The sequence below is a fragment of the Clostridium sp. 001 genome (genome assembly GCF_019056555.1).
In the GTDB taxonomy this organism is placed as follows: domain Bacteria; phylum Bacillota; class Clostridia; order Clostridiales; family Clostridiaceae; genus Clostridium_B; species Clostridium_B ragsdalei.
Genome location: NZ_CP020473.1, coordinates 3,324,429 through 3,342,754, shown reverse-complemented (window position 1 = coordinate 3,342,754; position 18,326 = coordinate 3,324,429). Strand labels below are relative to the sequence as shown.

Annotated in this window: 17 protein-coding genes; all 17 read right to left on the bottom strand. The window is 31.4% G+C overall.

All coding sequences use genetic code 11. The annotated features are described in order from the left end of the window. Positions 1-178: 178 nt before the first annotated feature. The 17 genes from B5S50_RS15610 to lepA all read right to left on the bottom strand — a co-directional run bounded on the left by B5S50_RS15610 (position 179) and on the right by lepA (position 18,247). Positions 179-877 (bottom strand): diacylglycerol kinase, encoded by a 699-nt coding sequence (locus B5S50_RS15610; RefSeq protein WP_065077210.1) that lies wholly within the window; start codon positions 875-877, stop codon positions 179-181. Positions 878-918: 41 nt separating this feature from the next. Continuing rightward, complete coding sequence (gene ybeY, locus B5S50_RS15605) at positions 919-1,413, bottom strand: rRNA maturation RNase YbeY (RefSeq protein ID WP_065077211.1); 495 nt, start codon at positions 1,411-1,413, stop codon at positions 919-921. Between the two features lie 223 nt (positions 1,414-1,636). Further along, complete coding sequence (locus B5S50_RS15600; RefSeq protein WP_065077212.1) at positions 1,637-3,718, bottom strand: HD family phosphohydrolase; 2,082 nt, start codon at positions 3,716-3,718, stop codon at positions 1,637-1,639. A 68-nt stretch (positions 3,719-3,786) separates the two neighbouring features. After that, positions 3,787-4,941 carry a sporulation protein YqfD gene (gene yqfD, locus B5S50_RS15595; RefSeq protein WP_065077213.1) on the bottom strand — a complete coding sequence of 385 codons (1,155 nt, stop codon included), beginning with the start codon at positions 4,939-4,941 and terminating at the stop codon, positions 3,787-3,789. Further along, positions 4,925-5,209 (bottom strand): sporulation protein YqfC, encoded by a 285-nt coding sequence (gene yqfC, locus B5S50_RS15590; RefSeq protein ID WP_065077214.1) that lies wholly within the window; start codon positions 5,207-5,209, stop codon positions 4,925-4,927. The genes yqfD and yqfC overlap by 17 nt, the downstream gene beginning before the upstream one ends. Positions 5,210-5,379: 170 nt before the next feature. Further along, a complete protein-coding gene (locus B5S50_RS15585; protein WP_013237470.1) occupies positions 5,380-5,823 on the bottom strand; it encodes a GatB/YqeY domain-containing protein in 444 nt (147 codons plus the stop codon). A 29-nt stretch (positions 5,824-5,852) separates the two neighbouring features. After that, entirely contained in the window at positions 5,853-6,029 is a 177-nt protein-coding gene (rpsU, locus tag B5S50_RS15580; protein WP_007061146.1) for a 30S ribosomal protein S21, read from the bottom strand. Positions 6,030-6,168: 139 nt separating this feature from the next. Beyond that, positions 6,169-6,513, bottom strand: coding sequence for a histidine triad nucleotide-binding protein (locus tag B5S50_RS15575; RefSeq protein WP_065077215.1), 345 nt, complete (start codon positions 6,511-6,513; stop codon positions 6,169-6,171). A 59-nt stretch (positions 6,514-6,572) separates the two neighbouring features. Next, the gene (mtaB, locus tag B5S50_RS15570; protein ID WP_065077221.1) at positions 6,573-7,877 is read right to left on the bottom strand and encodes a tRNA (N(6)-L-threonylcarbamoyladenosine(37)-C(2))-methylthiotransferase MtaB; all 1,305 of its coding nucleotides are present in this window, start codon (positions 7,875-7,877) and stop codon (positions 6,573-6,575) included. An 87-nt stretch (positions 7,878-7,964) separates the two neighbouring features. Further along, positions 7,965-8,720, bottom strand: coding sequence for a 16S rRNA (uracil(1498)-N(3))-methyltransferase (locus B5S50_RS15565; RefSeq protein ID WP_065077216.1), 756 nt, complete (start codon positions 8,718-8,720; stop codon positions 7,965-7,967). A gap of 10 nt (positions 8,721-8,730) precedes the next feature. Then, positions 8,731-9,672: a 50S ribosomal protein L11 methyltransferase gene (gene prmA, locus B5S50_RS15560; protein WP_217302296.1), complete on the bottom strand. Its 942-nt coding sequence runs from the start codon at positions 9,670-9,672 to the stop codon at positions 8,731-8,733. Between the two features lie 255 nt (positions 9,673-9,927). After that, positions 9,928-11,079, bottom strand: coding sequence for a molecular chaperone DnaJ (gene dnaJ / locus B5S50_RS15555; protein WP_217302295.1), 1,152 nt, complete (start codon positions 11,077-11,079; stop codon positions 9,928-9,930). A gap of 281 nt (positions 11,080-11,360) precedes the next feature. After that, complete coding sequence (gene dnaK / locus B5S50_RS15550) at positions 11,361-13,244, bottom strand: molecular chaperone DnaK (RefSeq protein WP_065078750.1); 1,884 nt, start codon at positions 13,242-13,244, stop codon at positions 11,361-11,363. Between the two features lie 84 nt (positions 13,245-13,328). Beyond that, positions 13,329-13,961: a nucleotide exchange factor GrpE gene (grpE, locus tag B5S50_RS15545; protein ID WP_065078749.1), complete on the bottom strand. Its 633-nt coding sequence runs from the start codon at positions 13,959-13,961 to the stop codon at positions 13,329-13,331. 50 nt (positions 13,962-14,011) lie between these two features. Next, positions 14,012-15,052, bottom strand: a complete 1,041-nt coding sequence (hrcA, locus tag B5S50_RS15540; protein WP_217302294.1) for a heat-inducible transcriptional repressor HrcA — start codon at positions 15,050-15,052, stop codon at positions 14,012-14,014. A gap of 189 nt (positions 15,053-15,241) precedes the next feature. Further along, positions 15,242-16,390, bottom strand: a complete 1,149-nt coding sequence (hemW, locus tag B5S50_RS15535) for a radical SAM family heme chaperone HemW (RefSeq protein WP_065078747.1) — start codon at positions 16,388-16,390, stop codon at positions 15,242-15,244. A 48-nt stretch (positions 16,391-16,438) separates the two neighbouring features. Next, positions 16,439-18,247, bottom strand: coding sequence for a translation elongation factor 4 (lepA, locus tag B5S50_RS15530; RefSeq protein ID WP_063601566.1), 1,809 nt, complete (start codon positions 18,245-18,247; stop codon positions 16,439-16,441). Between the last annotated feature and the right edge of the window lie 79 nt (positions 18,248-18,326).

Here is an 18,326-nt window from a genome sequence, read left to right as displayed (position 1 = left end):
TAAATCTTTTTTGCAAAAGTTTCTACTAAAATTTTTTCTATATTCTTATCATGCAAATTTTCATATGTCTTAAATAGTATACTTTCCATATTTCTGATGAAAATTCTAAAATTACTTGTCTACATAATTCATATTATTCCCCTAAAAAACATATAAATATAATATTTAAATTCTCCTTTTAGCTAAATACTCTAAAAAGGAATACAGTTATCAAAACACCAAATGCTCCTCCACAAACTACTTCTATGACTGAATGAGTATCTGAATCCACCCTGCTTTGCGCCACTATAAATGCCAAAAGGTAGCTCAATATTACCACTGCTAATTGCTCTGATATAAGCGCTATAGTAGTAGCTATAGAAAAAGCTATGGCACTATGACCACTTGGCATTCCTCCTTTTAATGGAGTTCCTTCACCAAAAATTGCCTTTATAATTATTGTAGTTATAAATACAATTGCAAGTATTATAAATATTACATAAGGATTTGTACTTTTTACCTTTCTCATGACTATAAAATTAATATACTTTAGTTTATCCCAAAATATTATATATCCTACCACAACAGCATTTACAGCAGCAACTAGCACTCCACCAGCAGCCACATTTTTAGCAATTTTAGCAAGTGGATGATAGTAGTTTATAGTGGCATCTATAGCAGATTCTACAGCAGTATTAAAAAGTTCCGCAATAATAACAATACTTATCGTTATTATTACGGCTAATATCTCCATTTTACTTAAATCATAAATAAAGCATATAACTAATACTAAAAGAGCTGCTATCATATGTATTTTCATATTTCTCTGAGTTCTTACAGAATATATTATACCTTCAATAGCATAGTTAAAACTATCCAATAGCTTTTTAACCTTCATCTCTATTCCCCATTTTATGTAATTTTAACTTATATACATTATTACAGTTTGAATCCGCTTAAAATTTCCTCTTCCCTCTGCCTCATGATTTTTTTATCACTTTCTTCCATATGATCATACCCTAAAAGGTGAAGTACTGAATGTACTGTTAAATAACAAGCTTCTCTTAAAAATGAATGCCCAAATTCCTGAGCCTGTTCCTCTGCTCTTTCAAGAGAAAGTGCTATATCACCTAATACTAAATTTCCCTCATCCATATCGCTTTCTTCAAATTCATGATTTACATATACCTGTTTAAATACAGTGCCTTCTGGATACTCTAACATTGGAAAAGATAATACATCTGTTACCTTATCTATGTTTCTATTCTCCATATTTATATTTTTTATCTCTTCATTATCTATAAAAATAACACTTATTTCACAGGGAATATTTACATTCTCTTCTTTTAGAGCACATTGTATTACACCTTTTATATTTTCTTCTAGCTCCTGTGTTACTTCTATTTTATTTTGTCTATTATCTATAAAAATCATTTGCGTTCCTCCCAATTTAGTATGTAAAAGTTCTACTTTAAGTAGAACTTTTTAATTAATTGATAGATTTTTGAGAAAATTTAGGTATTTGAAAGAAAATAACAAGTCAAAGATGCGACGAATATTTTTTATCAAACAAGGAGGCAGGTTCCGCAGATAGTAAATCCTATCTAAGGGTTCTGCCGACGCAGTATGATAGAAAATAGGCTAGCATACTGACTAGTTATTTCTTTGAAAATGTCTTATCCTCCGGGTATTCTATTCTATGGTGATATATTCCTTGTAAAGCTTTTATAAATGCAACTTTTATTTTGCCTATATCTTTTAAAGTAAGCTCACAATTATTAAGCTGTCCTTCATCTAATCTGTCTTTAATTATGTTATTTACCATTTCCTTAATTTTATCCTCAGTTGGGTCATTTATTGATCTTACAGCAGCTTCTACACCATCTGCTAACATTATTATACCTGATTCCTTTGTCTCAGGTATTGGCCCTGGGTATCTAAAATCATCCTCTTTCACATCCTCTGGTTTTTCACTTGAATTTTTCATAGTAACATAAAAATATTTTACAAGAGACGTGCCGTGATGCTGCTGTATAGCATCTATTATTATTTCAGGAAGCTTATACTCCCTAGCCATTTCAATTCCGTCTTTAACATGGGATATTATTATTAAAGCACTTAAGCTAGGAGTTAACTTACTATGAGGATTATCTTTTCCCAATTGATTTTCTTTGAAAAAATAAGGTCTTCTTATTTTACCTATATCATGATAATAAGCCGCTACCCTGGCCAAAAGTGGATTTCCACCTACTTCTTCTGCTGCTACTTCTGCTAAATTTCCAACTAGTAGACTATGATGATAACTTCCCGGTGCCTCCATGAGCAATCTCTTTAGAAGTGGATTATTAGGATTAGATAGTTCTAAAAGTTTTATAGTTGTAACTATATTAAATACTCCTTCAAAAAGAGGCAAAAAACCTATAACTAAAATTCCAGAAATTATAGTTGAAATTCCAATATATACTGCCTTTTCAACTACATCTGCCATATTATCACTGATTAAAAATCCCATTGAAAAAGTAAGTATAACATTTATTACTGTCATATATAAACATGAAAATAATATATCCATTCTCTGCTGCATTTTTTTAAGAATAATAGCCCCTAATACAGCATTCACCACAGCTAGCACTGTTATGTCCAAGCTAAATTGTACAGCCACACTTATTAAAACACAATTAATAGTACTTATTACTAACGAAACTTTTTTTCCAACAAGAAGTGATACTATCATAGGTACAAATGTAAGTGGTATTAAGAAAGTAGAAATTATGCCAATGGTTCTAGCCATCAATATAGCTAGTAAACTCAGTATATTAACCATTATAAGCATTTTTAAGTCATTATATATTTTAGGACAATATATGAAAAAATATGTCCATTCCAATACCAATACTAAAAGAATCAGTACACCTAATGAAATATAAATGTGCCATTGAAAATGTGAACTATTATTTAGAAGTCCTAAGTCTCTTAATACTTCTATTTGATATTTTGTTACAGGTTCGCCTTCTTTTACTATAATTTGATCCTTTTTTATTATAACTGGTGAGACTTTTTTTACAGCTTCTTTTCTAAGTTCTTCTGTCTTATCTTTATCATAAAAGAAATTTGGTGAAATTTGAGAATATCCCATTTTAGTAGCTATATCCTTTAAGTTTTTTGACAAACTATTAGAAGTACTAACTTTCAACAATATAATTTCCTGAGCCTTTTTTATATCTTCTCTATTATCCCTTTGTGTATTGTCGCTTATATTATTGTTATCATACATATCTGAGAGAGATTTTTGCAAAAAATCCTGAAGCTGTTTTAATTCATCTTTATTCAACTTTATTATATCCTGATAATCATCATCTGCTAATCCTATATTATCTTCACTTTTTAATTTTTGTATTTTATCCTTTTCTTCCAATTGTGAACTATTTACCTGATCTATTTTAGAAAAAAAACTATTTAATTTACTGATAACTCCAGTTTTCACTTCAGGTTTTTTATTGTATTGAATTGGTACAGAATCCTCTGCCTGTCGAATGCGCGTTTCTGTGGATAATTCATCCTTAACTTCCCTTGGTGCTTTTATATCGACTTTGGCAATATCTCCTTCCTTCAAGTTATATTTTTTTGTCGTTAGTCCAGTTACAAGTAGTGAATAAATAAATATAAAACTTATCATAAAAACAATTATTTTATTAACTTTTTCTTGTAAAAAAACCTTTTTTAATGATAGTTTTTTCAATTAAGCTCACCCTTTATTCTTCATTTTATACGTAATCTCTTTATATAATCTTTAGTTATATTTTGCCCCTAATTTGTAATTGTATCTGGAATGGCTATATTTTCTTCTGCTGTAACTTGTACTTTAACCTTACAAGGATCCTGACCTTCATAAGTAACCACCTTATTTACAATTTTTATAGATTTATCCAAATTGCAAGATATATTATTGTAAAGTTTTTCTCCAGTGTCTTGTACTATTTTTTGAAGATTTCCTTTTACTGTGACTTGTTTAACTTCAAAATAAGTCTCTTTCCCAAAGATGAATTTACTTTCCTCTATTTTATCATATTTATTAAATTTATTATTATCTTTTTTTAGATACTGTTTCTTTCCCCTGAAATTAATATAATAGTTTTCTATTTTCTTGCCTGTTCTCTCATTTTTTATATTATTTACTTTTACAGTTTCAGATGCCTCATAGGTAGTCGTGCATATAATATATCCTGCAGCATGAACACTATAGGTTGATCCTTCCACTCCTTGTTCACCTTTTACAAGTAGCTGTCCCTTTTTTACATCATCCCCTAGTTTTACAACAACAGTTCCTTTAGTGGTATATGCCCTTACAACTTTTCCGTCCCTTTTGGCTATTAAATTACAAGGAGTATTTTCTTCCACTATATTAGGAGGTGATTTTCTCTGAACTACACTTACATTTAATTCAGAACCCTGTATTCTCACCTTGGCCCACATTATATTGTCATTATCCCTTACTAAATCTTTTTCTATTTTATATACATTTATTTTATCTTTGTTAATACCTGGCTTTACGCCATAGGATTTAAGCTGCTGTCTTATTATATAAGGTGGCAATCCTTCTTCAGAATTTATTTTTACACTCCATATAAAAGTAGATAAATAATATATTGTTCCTATAAATAAAATTATTCCGGATACTAAAGTTATTTTTCTCTTAAGCTTAATTATAAAAAATATAGGACCCCTTCTATTTATTATCTTTATTCTAGTTCCAGTTCTCCTTGCTATATCCTCTATCTTATCATAATCTCTTAAATTTATCTCCATAGTCATAGTTGTAATACTTTTCTTTTTAATATTTTTTATGTAGATATTATTTTTCCACATAACGTTAATAAATTTTTCAGGTATAAGGGATTGTATTTCCAATAAAATTATTCCGCTTCTATAGTTTTTAAAACTAAATTTACTTGTTTCCTTCATAGACTATAGACGTAAATCTTCCTCCTATAGTTATAGTGCTTCCTCCCATAAAAAGCACTTCAAACCTACTTCCATATATGGATATCAATCCTATACCTGAATTAACTTTTATTTGACTTTCATCAAATGTTATAATACCTCTATGATTTTCAATTATTATTTCATTATCTCCTGTAATTTTGATCTGGGGCATATTTAAGATTATATCTCCGGGCAAATCCAGTTTATGTGCAATATTCCGTTTTGCATTGTATATCTTGTCTCCCATAGTATCACCTCTAAGAATTTATATATATTAGCTTACTCCTAATAATTTATGAAATATGTATATAATAAATTACAGAAAGTTCCTAAGTTTATTAGATATATATAATTACAATCTTTGAGGCATACCGGAAGTAAAAAAAGGTTGAGATACAATCTCAACCTTTTACTTATTTAATTTAAATGTTCTTTTACTATTTGACTTACAAGTTTGCCATCTGCTCTGCCCCTAGTTTTAGGCATAACAATTGCCATAACCTTTTTCATATCTTTAATACTTTCTGCACCCACTTCATTAACTGCATTCCGAATAATTTCGGAAATTTCCTCTTTACTTAACTGCTGAGGAAGGTATTCCAACAAGATATCTATTTCAGATTTTGCTTTTTCAACTAGATCCTGCCTTTTCCCTTTTTCAAATTCAAGTATAGATTCGCGCCTCTCTTTGACTTCTTTTGCTATTATATCTATAATTTTCTCATCATCAAGTTTTTTTCCATCAGTTTTTTCTACCAACAAAACAGCCGCTTTAGCCATACTTATAGTGTTTGCTTTAAATTTGTCTCCAGATTTTAAAGCATTCTTCCAGTCTTCTTGCAATCTTTCTTTAAGAGACATTACCAGTTAATACCCTCTTTCAAAGAATTCTATTTAAATTTTCTCTTTCTTGCAGCTTCTGATTTTTTCTTTCTCTTTACACTTGGTTTTTCATAGTGTTCTCTTTTTCTAACTTCTGAAAGAACACCAGCTCTAGCACATTTTCTCTTAAATCTTCTCAATGCACTTTCTATAGTTTCATTTTCTCCAACTTTTATTTCTGACATATTATCTCCCTCCCTCCGCTAGCTCAATTCAATTTAAAAAATCAAATACAGTTAACATGGGTCAAATAGCACATAGCCATTATACAATAAACCTTTCGATACTGTCAACAATTTCATAACTCTTAAATTGTTCTAAATTTTAGCCCGGAGGCCATGCAAACGATCTACCACCTAATAAATGAAAATGAACATGATGTACTGTCTGTCCTGCCTCTTCTCCACAGTTAGTTACAATTCTATATCCTTTTTCATCTATACCAAGTTTAGCTGCAATCTGTTTTGCAACTAAATATACATGAGCAATTATTTTAGAATCATCTTCGGTAAGATCATTTATACTTCCTATATGTTTTTTAGGTATTATAAGTACATGTACCGGTGCAGCTGGTTCTATATCTTTAAAACTTAGTACCATATCATCTTCATATATTTTTTCAGATGGAATTTCACCTTTTATTATCTTGCAAAAAATACAGTCTTCCATAAATTTCACCTCCCTTAACAGTATAATATTCAATAATTAATGATAAAATCCTGCTAAAGTCAAATAAATTTTTTCAACTTTCCTTCTATATATCCATCTTTTGTACTTTCAAGTTGTGTACACAAGATTTTGCCTTCCAAATCTAAAGCTTTTTCGCACCTTGTTACTACCTTTATATAATTTGGCGTATATCCTTCGAAATATGTTCCATCATTGTCAATTTCTTGTTCATAGAGTACATCCATATTATATCCCAAAAATTTATTCATAAACTTCTTTTCTAATTTTTTATCTAACTCCAATATCTTACTGCTTCTTTCATCCTTAATTTTACCATCTACCTGTCCGGGCATATCTGCAGCTTTAGTCCCACTTCTCCTGCTGTATTTAAATACATGCATCTTGGAAAGAGCTATTCTATTTAAGAAATCGTAAGTTTTATTAAATTCTTCTTCTGTTTCCCCAGGGAACCCAACTATGATATCTGTAGTTATAGATGCATTTTCTATGGCACTCCTTATTTCATATACTATTTTTTCATATTCTGAAGTGGTATATCTCCTGTTCATTCTCTTTAAGGTTTCATCGCATCCACTTTGAAGTGAAAGATGAAAATGAGGACATAACTTTTCTAATTTTGACATTTTCTCTATAACGCCTTCTGTAAAAAATTGAGGATCTATAGATCCAATTCTAACTCTATCGATGCCTTTTACTTTATCTATTTCCTGCAATATTCTTAAAAGATTCCAGTCTCCGTCTATATCTGTACCATAAGATGCAATATGTATACCTGAAAGTATAATCTCTTTAAAATTATTATGAGATAATTTCTCTACTTCCTCAATTATTTTATCTGGAGATTTACTGCACACAGCTCCCCTGGCAAAAGGTATTGCACAATAAGAGCAAAATCTATTACACCCATCTTGAATTTTTAAAAAAGCTCTCGTTCTCTTTTGGTATTCGTCTATTTTTAAGTCTTCAAATGTTTTATTTTTCAATACGTCATTTACTCTGACTATTTTTTTTCCTTCATAAGATACCCTACTTACCCAATATACTACGTCTCCCTTATTTCTAGTTCCTAGGACTACATCTACCCCTTCTATTTCTGATACCTTGTCTGGTGCAATTTGAGAATAACACCCTACTACAGCAATTACAGCGCTATTATTTTTTTTCCTAGCTCTATGTATCATCTGCCTAGATTTTTTATCTCCCATATTGGTTACAGTACAAGTATTTACCACATACACATCTGCATAATCCTCAAAGTTTACAATATCATATCCTTCTTGTATAAATTTTTCAGCCATAGCTTCAGTTTCATACTGATTTACCCTGCATCCTAAAGTAGACATACCTACTTTTTTATTTCTTCCATAAGCATTAAAGAATTCTTTGTTATCAAGGGTTAAATCAAATTTTTTTTCATTAATTGAATTCACCTAGTAAAGACCTCCTAAATCTCCTAATTCATACATGATAAGTGATATGCATACAAAACCTGCCGTTTCAGTTCTAAGTATTCTTGGCCCTAATGTAACTATATGAGAGTTTATATTTTTAAGTTCATCTATTTCTTGTTCTTCAAATCCACCTTCAGGTCCTATCACAATAGCTATTTTCTCTAGATTACTTTTATCTTCTATAGAATTTACTATTTTTTTTACACCTGCATTACTTTCATTTTCATAGGGAACTACTATAAGGTCCATACATTCCCCTTCACTCAAAAGTTCTTTGAAACTAATTGGAACATTTACCTTAGGAATTATGCTTCTCTTACACTGCTTACAAGCTTCCTTAGCAATTTTATTCCATCTATCTACCTTTTTAAATTCTCCTGAATCATTTTTTACAACAACTCTACTTGTAACAACAGGCGTAATTTCATAAACTCCAAGTTCAACAGCCTTCTGTACTATCAAATCCATTTTACCGGACTTAGGTAACCCTTGAAAAAGATAAATTTTAATATTGCTTTCATTATATAGCGTAAGTTCTTCTATAATATTTACAACAACTTCATCTTTATCTATTTTCTCTATAGCACCTAAAAATTCTTTTCCATTACAGTTATTTATGTTTATCTTGTCTCCACATTTAAGTCTAAGTACTTTTCGTATATGTTTTACATCTTCGCCCCTAATATAGGCTATATTAAAATTTATATCTTCCTGAGGCACAAAAAATTTATTCATAACATACCACCTATTTCACTGATGCTACTATGCACACCCATTCTCCATCTTCATTTATTTCTTCTATTTTAAATCCTGTTTTATTTAATTTATCAACTACCTCTTCTTTTCTCTCTAATATTATACCGGAGCATATAAAAACTCCTCCTGGAAGCATAAAATTCTTAACTCCATCAGCTAAAAAAATTATAACATCTGCAATTATATTGGCAATTACAATATTCACCTTGCCTTTAACTACATCCATAAGATCTCCGTGAAGTATATTTACATTTTTAATATTATTATATCCAACATTTGTTGATGCAGACTTTACAGCTACAGGATCCAAATCAACTCCTGTAACCTCTTTTGCTCCAAGTTTTGAAGAAGTTATTGCTAATATACCTGAACCAGTTCCTATATCAAATACAGTATATTCAGGTTTAATATATTTTTCTAACGCCTTTATGCACATTTTTGTAGTTTCATGAGTGCCAGTACCAAAAGCCATACCTGGATCAAGTTCTACTATTATATCATCTTTTTCTGCTTCATAATTCTCCCATATTGGTTTTACTACTATATTTTTCCCAACTTTATAAGGCTTATAATACTCTTTCCACTTATTCTCCCAGTCTTCTTCATTTACTTTAGATACCGTAATTAAACCTTTTCCTTTATCTATGCCAAAATTTTCTAAGTTGTTTATACTATCTTTTATGTATTTTAAATATCCATTTAAGTTATTATCTTGCTTATAATATCCTTTTACTACTGCTGTTCCATCTTTTATTTTAAGCAAGCTTTCATCAAAATAATCCCAATCTTCTGGATGTTTTTTCTTAAATTCTACATCCTGAGAATCTTCTATAGATACACCTTTAACTTCAGTATTGTAAAGTATTCCTGAAACTGCCTCTACTGCCTCGCTGCTAGTAGTAATTGAGACTTCTATCCATTCTTTGTCCATAGGTTTCCTCCTATACAAAATTTTAACTTATACGCAGATATATTTTAAATTAATAATTCAACTTTCGCAGTTTAAAAAAAGTGTGAAACAAAGCTTTTAAGTTGAGAGTTGAAAATTGATAGCTGAGAGTAAAGGTTGATTTTTTGTAGTGTAACGGAAAAAATCCACATTAACTCTCCACTTTCCACTCTCAATTCTCAACTAAAAAAATTCAGTTAATAATTCTTCATTCTTAACTATTAATTATTAATTATATTAGTGGTGATGTTTAAGTTTATCAAAGATAGACTTTTTTCCACTTTCTCCTGCAGGTATTTCTCCACTTGCCTCCATAAGCATTACAATGGCTTCTCTCTGCTTTTCATTTAAATCCTTAGGTACATCAACAATTACATTTACGTATTGGTCACCTCTACCATGACCATTAACCCTAGGGACACCCTTGCCTTTAAGCCTAAACACAGTTCCTGATTGAGTTCCTGATGGTACATCATACTTTACATCCCCATCTATAGTTGCAACTTTTAAACTAGTTCCAAGGGAAGCTTTACCAAAACTTATATGTGTATCTGTATATATATCAAATCCATTTCTCTTAAACTTAGAATGAGGTGAAACCCTTATATTTACATAAAGATCTCCTGACTGTCCTCCATTCTTGCCACTTTCTCCTTGTCCCCTTAATGGAATTATATTTCCATTATCTACTCCTGCCGGAACCTTCACTTTTATCTTTCTATGTTTTCTTACTGCACCTTTTCCTCTGCATTCTGGACAAGGATCTTTTATTATAGTTCCTCTTCCACCACATTTATCACAAGTGCTCATACTTACAAAGCTTCCAAGAGGTGTATTTCTCTGAGTTCTCATCTGTCCTGTTCCACCGCATTTATCACAAGTATGGGGCTGTGTTCCTTTTTTAGCTCCTGTTCCACCACAAGCCTCACATTTTTCATTTCTAGCTATATTTATTTCCTTTTCCACTCCAAAGACAGCTTCTTCAAAAGTCAAATTTAGAGTATATTCAAGATCTGATCCTTTTTGTGGTGCATTTCTTCTTCTGCTGCTAGATCCAAATCCGCCACCGCCGCCTCCAAAGAAAGAATCAAATATATCTCCAAAGCCTCCCATGTCTGAAAAATCAAAACCTCCAAAACCTCCAAAGCCTGCATCACCGCCGCCATTGAAGTCAGTTGTTCCAAACTGATCATATTGCGCCTTTTTCTGAGGGTCTGAGAGTACTTGATAGGCTTCATTTATTTCCTTAAATTTTTCTTCAGCTTTTTTATCGTTGGGGTTCCTATCTGGGTGGTATTTCAATGCTAATTTTCTAAATGCTTTTTTTATATCTTCATCACTTGCACCTTTTTCAAGTCCAAGTACTTCATAATAGTCCTTCTGTGCCATTTTTTACTTTTCACCACCTAAAATATTTTCATTGAACTAAAATTTGAGTTCTAATTTGTGTAACTCCTTTTCCCTTCGGTCAAATGAGTAAGTGATTCACACCAAATCGAAGATTTGGGTTCTAATTTCTGTAACTCCTTCTCCCTTTGGTCGAATGAGTAAGTGATTCACACCAAATCGAAGATTTGGGTTCTCTACTTAAATTAAGGGAAGAGTATAAAAACTCATCCCTTAACTATTACCATTATACACACTTATCATATAATCGTGAAGAGGAAATATTATTTATCATCATCTACTTTATAATCTGCATCAACTACATTGTCATCTTTTTTTTCTGATGCACCTTGAGAACCTGCTCCTGCTCCTGCTCCTGGATTCTGTCCTGCTCCCATGTTTGGATCTGCTCCTGGATTTTGACCAGCTTGAGCATTCTGACTATATATTTTAGATGTAATTCCATAGAAAGTTTGAGTTAAATCTTCAGTAGCTTTCTTTATTGCCTCTAAATCTTCTCCATCTTTTATTTTCTTTAAAGCTTCAACTTTTTCCTCTACAGTTTTCTTATCTTCAGCTGATACTTTATCTCCCAAGTCCTTTAATGTCTTTTCTGTCTGATATACAGATTGATCGGCATTATTCTTTATATCTATGGATTCTTTTCTCTTTTTATCCTGTTCTTCAAACTTTTTGGCTTCATCTACTGCCTTGTTTATTTCATCATCACTTAAATTAGTTGAAGCTGTAATTGTTATATTAGCTTCTTTTCCTGTTCCTTTATCTTTAGCAGATACATTTACTATGCCGTTGGCATCTATATCAAATGTAACTTCAATTTGAGGAATTCCCCTTGGAGCTGGAGCTATTCCTGAAAGTGTAAATCTTCCAAGAGTTTTATCATCAGCAGCCATCTTTCTTTCACCTTGAACTACGTGAATTTCAACTGAAGTCTGGCCATCTGCTGCAGTTGAAAATACCTGACTCTTCTTAGTTGGTACTGTAGTGTTTCTGTCAATAAGTGGAGTAGCAACTCCTCCTAAAGTTTCAATTCCAAGGGTAAGTGGTGTAACATCAAGGAGTAATACGTCTTTTACATCTCCAGTTAAAACTCCGGCCTGAATTGCAGCTCCTACAGCTACACATTCATCAGGGTTAACTCCCTTTGATGGATCCTTACCAGTAAAATTCTTAACTGCTTCTTGAACAGCTGGTATTCTTGTAGAACCACCAACTAATATGATTTTATTTATATCATTTATTGTAAGTCCTGCATCATTTAATGCTTTTCTCATAGGTTCAATTGTCCTTTCAACTAAATCTTGAGTCAACTCATTAAATTTTGCTCTTGTCAAGTTCATGTCTATATGTTTTGGACCAGTTGCATCTGCTGTAATAAATGGTAAGTTTATATTTGTTTGAGTAGATGCTGAAAGTTCAATTTTTGCTTTTTCAGCCGCTTCCTTTAATCTTTGAAGTGCCATTTTGTCATTTCTTAAATCTATACCATTCTTAGCTTTAAAATCTTCTGCTATATAGTCCATAACTTTCTGGTCAAAGTCATCTCCACCTAGACGAGTATCACCATTTGTAGCTTTAACTTCAAATACTCCATCTCCAAGCTCTAGTATGGATACATCAAAAGTACCTCCACCTAAATCATATACAAATATCTTTTGACTTGTATCAGTTTTATCAAGTCCATAAGCAAGTGATGCAGCTGTTGGTTCATTTATTATTCTACGTACATTTAATCCTGCAATTTTACCTGCGTCTTTAGTTGCCTGTCTCTGACTATCATTAAAATATGCTGGTACTGTTATAACTGCTTCAGTTACAGTTTCTCCTAAATAAGCTTCAGCATCTGCCTTTATTTTTTGGAGTATCATTGCAGATATCTCCTGTGGTGTATAATCTTTTCCATCTATATTTACTTTATGGTCTGTTCCCATTTGTCTTTTTATTGACATTATTGTCTTATCAGGGTTTGTTATTGCCTGTCTTTTAGCAACTTGACCTACCAATCTTTCTCCATTTGCCTGGAATGATACCACTGATGGAGTTGTTCTTGCTCCTTCTGAATTTGCTATAACTGCAGGATCTCCACCTTCCATAACTGCAACACATGAATTAGTTGTTCCTAAATCAATACCTATTATTTTTGACATATTAACTTACCTCCTAAATTTAACTGCGTTAAAATTATCTTGCATATATTTAATTCAAACAAATTTAATTTGTATGTTTTAAACTTAATTTGCTACTTTAACCATACTGTATCTAATTATTTTGTCTTCTCTCTTGTATCCTTTTTGCAATACTTCTACTATAGAATTTTTATCATATTTATCATCTTCTATATGCATAACTGCATTATGTAGATTGGGATCAAATTCTCCTTCGCAAGGTATTTCCTCTACATTTAATTTTGAAAGGGCATTATTAAATTGCTTCATTGTCATCTCTATACCTTTTTTCAAATCTTCTGCATTTCCTTCTACATTTACTGCCCTTTCCAGGTTATCTAACACTGGTAAAACTTCTTTTAATATATCCTTACAAGCATCGGAATAAATATTATCCTTCTCTTTAATAGTTCTTTTTCTAAAGTTATCATACTCTGCCATAACTCTTGCAAGTCTATCTTTAGTAGAATCCAATTCATTTATGGCCTTCTTATTTTCATCTTTTAATTTCAAATTTTCTTTTTTTAATTCTCCTAGCAAACTTATCTCTTTATCTTCTGTTTCTTCTACTTCCTCTTCTGAATTATCCTCTGTGCTTTCATCTACACTTTCATTATCTTTATCTTTTTTTTCATTTTCTGAATCATTTTCACATTCTTCATTAAGGTCTTTTACATTATCACCTTTATCCTTTAACATTTAGATATTTCCTCCAATCTAACATTTATACATATTTTACAAAATTTATTCTATTTTTCATCAGAATAAGCATTACTTAAAATATAATTCATTTCCTTTACTACATTTGCAAGTATTGATATGACTTTAGAATAAGGTATCCTTGTAGGTCCTATGACTCCAATTTCACCTATAGGTCTTTCATTCAAACTGTAAACAGCAGACACAACGCTACAATCTTCTGCACCTTCTGTATAATTTTCCTTACCTATTTTTACTGAAATATTTGAATTACTGTTCAGTAAGCTGCTAACTTTATCTTTATTATCCATCATAGATAAAAATTCTCTTGCCTTTTCTATATCCTTATATTCCGGATAATTAAAAATATTTGTAGCCCCCTGGGTATATATATTTGAATTATCTACACTATTTAAACTATCATACAATGCAGAAATTATATTATTGAATATATCTTCATATCCTTGGAAATCATTTTTTAAATTATTTATAACTTCCAAATTTATCTGTTCAGCACTTAAATTCTTTAATCTGACGTTTAGCATATTACTTAATTTAACAAGAGTATCATCTGAAATAGTTTTTCCTACCTTTATCAAATTGTTCTTTATAATACCGCTATCAATTATAAGTACCAATAATATATTGGTGCTTGATTCAATGTTTATTAACTGTACATGCTTTATATAGCCCCTTTTAACTGAAGGTGCTCTAACTATAGAAGTAAGTTTAGTAAGCTCCGATAAAAGACAAACAGCCTGCTTTAATATTTTATCAACCTCAAATAAAGCTGCATCTATAATCTGTGATTTTATTATATACATTTCTTCTTCGCTCAAATTTGGTATCTGTATCAATTTGTCAACATACAACCTGTATCCATTATTAGAAGGTATCCTTCCTGAAGAACTGTGAAGTTGTTCTAAATAACCCATTTCCTCCAGATCCGCCATTTCATTTCTTATAGTAGCTGAACTTACACCTAAGTTGTATTTTTTAGCTATGGTTCTGGATCCAACAGGCTCTGCAGTGTTTATATAATCATTTACTATTGCCTGAAGTATTTTTATTTTTCTTTCATCCATTTCCATAATATCACCTCTTTATTAGCACTCATTGTTGTTGAGTGCTAATTGCTATGATTAAAAAATATCACTCATAATTTTTTTTGTCAATACTATATAACTATATTATGAAGTTAAATAATATGTTTTTTATAATTTAAAATGAAATTCATTGAGGTTTCTCACATTTACTTAAAATATCTAACTCACTTGAAATTATGTCAATATAAAGTCACACATTACACTATTAGATACTTCTATTCCTCTTTTACTTAAGTACAACATATGTCCCTCTTTTATTAAAATACCCATGTTTATGTACTTTTCAATTACATTACCATATACAGAATAAATATTCTTGTTAAATCTCTTGTAAAAATCTTCTGTAGAAATTCCATCTATTTTTCTGAGACCCATAAATACAAATTCCTCCATACTGTCACAGATAGAATTTTTATGTTTATCTAATCTTAAAAACTGGTTTAAATTTCCCTGTAAAATATATTCTTCTATATTTTTTGTATTTCTATACCTGTACCCATCTACATAGGAATGAGCACCTGCCCCACAACCTATATATTCCTCTAAGTTCCAGTAAATTAAATTATGCTTGCATTTTCTATATTTTTTCGAAAAATTGGATATTTCATATTGTTCATATCCCATTTTAGACAAAAAATCTAGTGTAAAATAATACATCTGTCTTTCTTCTTCTTCTCCAGGCAAATTCAAACTTTTTGACTCATGTGCTTTGTAAAAAGGAGTACCTTTTTCCACTATAAGGCTATAACAAGATATATGTTCCGGATTCAACTTAACTACATTTTGCAGAGATTCTTTCCAATCTTTTATTGTCTGACCTGGAAGTCCAAACATAAGATCTATGTTTATATTTGAAAAACCAAATTTTCTTGCCATGTCATATGTCTTTAAAAAATCTTCTAAAGTATGAATTCTACCTATACATTTAAGTATAGAATTCTGCCAAGCCTGAAGACCTATACTGAGTCTATTTACTCCCATCTTCTTTAAAGCTTTAATTTTCTCTTCTGTAAATGTACCCGGATTACCTTCTACTGTAAATTCTAAGTCATCTTCTACATTTATTTTCTTTAATACTTCATATATGTTATTCCAGGATTCTAATGATAAATAGGTGGGAGTTCCCCCACCTATAAATATAGTTTTTATTTTTCTATCTCCTATAGATTCTATATCTTTAGCCAGTGCTTTTGTATAATTTACCATAAGTTTTTCTTTTCCACTATAAGATGGGAAATCACAATAGAGGCACTTTTTTTTACAGAAGGGTATGTGTATATATAGAGCCACAGCCTTTTTAACATCTATATTTTTATCTTGCATAAAACCACTTCCAAACTCCTATTTTCCTAACAAATTTGCTATTAGCTACTAATCCTCAGTTTTAAGTATGGCCATGAATGCTTCCTGAGGGATTTCTACGGAGCCAACCTGCCTCATTCTCTTCTTTCCTTCTTTTTGTTTTTCAAGGAGTTTTTTCTTTCTTGATATATCTCCTCCATAACATTTTGCAAGTACATCTTTTCTCATAGCCTTAACTGTTTCCCTTGCTATAATTTTTCCACCTATCGCTGCCTGTATTGGTATTTCAAAAAGTTGCCTTGGGATTATTTCCTTTAATCTTTCTGCTATACCTCTACCCCTTTCATAAGCTCTCTCTTCTGGAACTATCATGGACAATGCATCTACCACTTCTCCATTTAAAAGTATGTCAAGCTTTACTAATTCAGCAGCTTTATATCCTTTTAACTCATAATCAAGTGAAGCATAGCCCCTTGTTCTAGATTTTAATACATCAAAAAAGTCATATATTATTTCATTTAGTGGAATTTCATAATTTAAAGAAACTCTGGTAGTTTCTATATACTGCATATCCTTAAAAGTTCCCCTTCGATTTTGAGAAAGTTCCATAACTGCTCCCACATATTCAGAAGGTGTTATTATTGATGCCTTTACTATAGGTTCCTCCATGTACTTTATTTCTGAAACTTCGGGCATATTTGTTGGATTTGTAAGTTCTATTACAGTACCATCTGTTTTTCCAATCTTATATATAACAGAAGGAGCTGTAGTTATTATATCAAGGTTAAATTCTCTTTCTACCCTCTCCTGTATAACATCCATATGCAAAAGTCCTAAAAATCCACATCTAAATCCAAACCCCAATGCTATAGAAGTTTCTGGCTCAAAGCACAAAGCTGCATCATTTACCTGAAGCTTTTCCAGTGCATCTTTAAGCTCACCATACTTTGCTCCATCTACGGGATATATACCACTATATACCATTGAAACAACAGGTCTGTATCCCTTTAAGGGTTCTTTGGCTTCTCTAGAAGCTTCGGTTACGGTATCTCCTACACGTGCATCTCTTACATTTTTAATGGACGCAGTAAAGTATCCTACATCTCCTGCTTTAAGTTCGTCTCTTGGCATAAAATTAGGAACAAAAATTCCTGTTTCCGTAACCTCATACACTTTTCCTGTAACCATAAGTTTTATCTTCATTCCAGGTTTTATTACACCTTCCATTACTCTTATATGACAAACTACTCCTCTATAGCTATCATAATTTGAATCAAATATAAGAGCTTTTAAAGGTGCATTTTCATCTCCCTCAGGAGCTGGCACTTTGCTTACTATTGCCTCTAAAACCTGTTCTATATTTAGTCCAGTTTTTGCAGAAACTGTTGGTGCATCAGATGCTTCTATTCCTATAACATCTTCTATCTCATTTTTTACCTCTTCAGGCCTTGCACTTGGCAAATCTATTTTATTTATTACAGGAACAATCTCCAAATCATGATCCAGTGCCAAATAACAATTTGCAAGGGTTTGTGCTTGTATGCCCTGGGTTGCATCCACAACCAAAATAGCACCTTCACAAGCTGCCAAGCTTCTTGAAACCTCATAGTTAAAATCTACATGTCCCGGTGTATCTATAAGATTTAGTATATACTCTTCTCCTGAAGGCCTTTTATATATAAGTCTAACAGCCTGAGACTTTATAGTTATTCCTCTTTCTTTTTCCAACTCCATATTATCAAGTACCTGGGAGTCCATCTCCCTCTCAGTAAGAGTTCCTGTCTTTTCAATTAATCTATCTGCAAGTGTAGATTTACCATGGTCTATATGAGCAACTATAGAAAAATTTCTTATATGTTTTTGTCTTTCGCTCTGCATACTATTTTCCTCCAATACCTATGAAAAGTTAAAAGATTTTCATTACTTGATCAATCTCTAGCTTTCCTGTACGAATAAC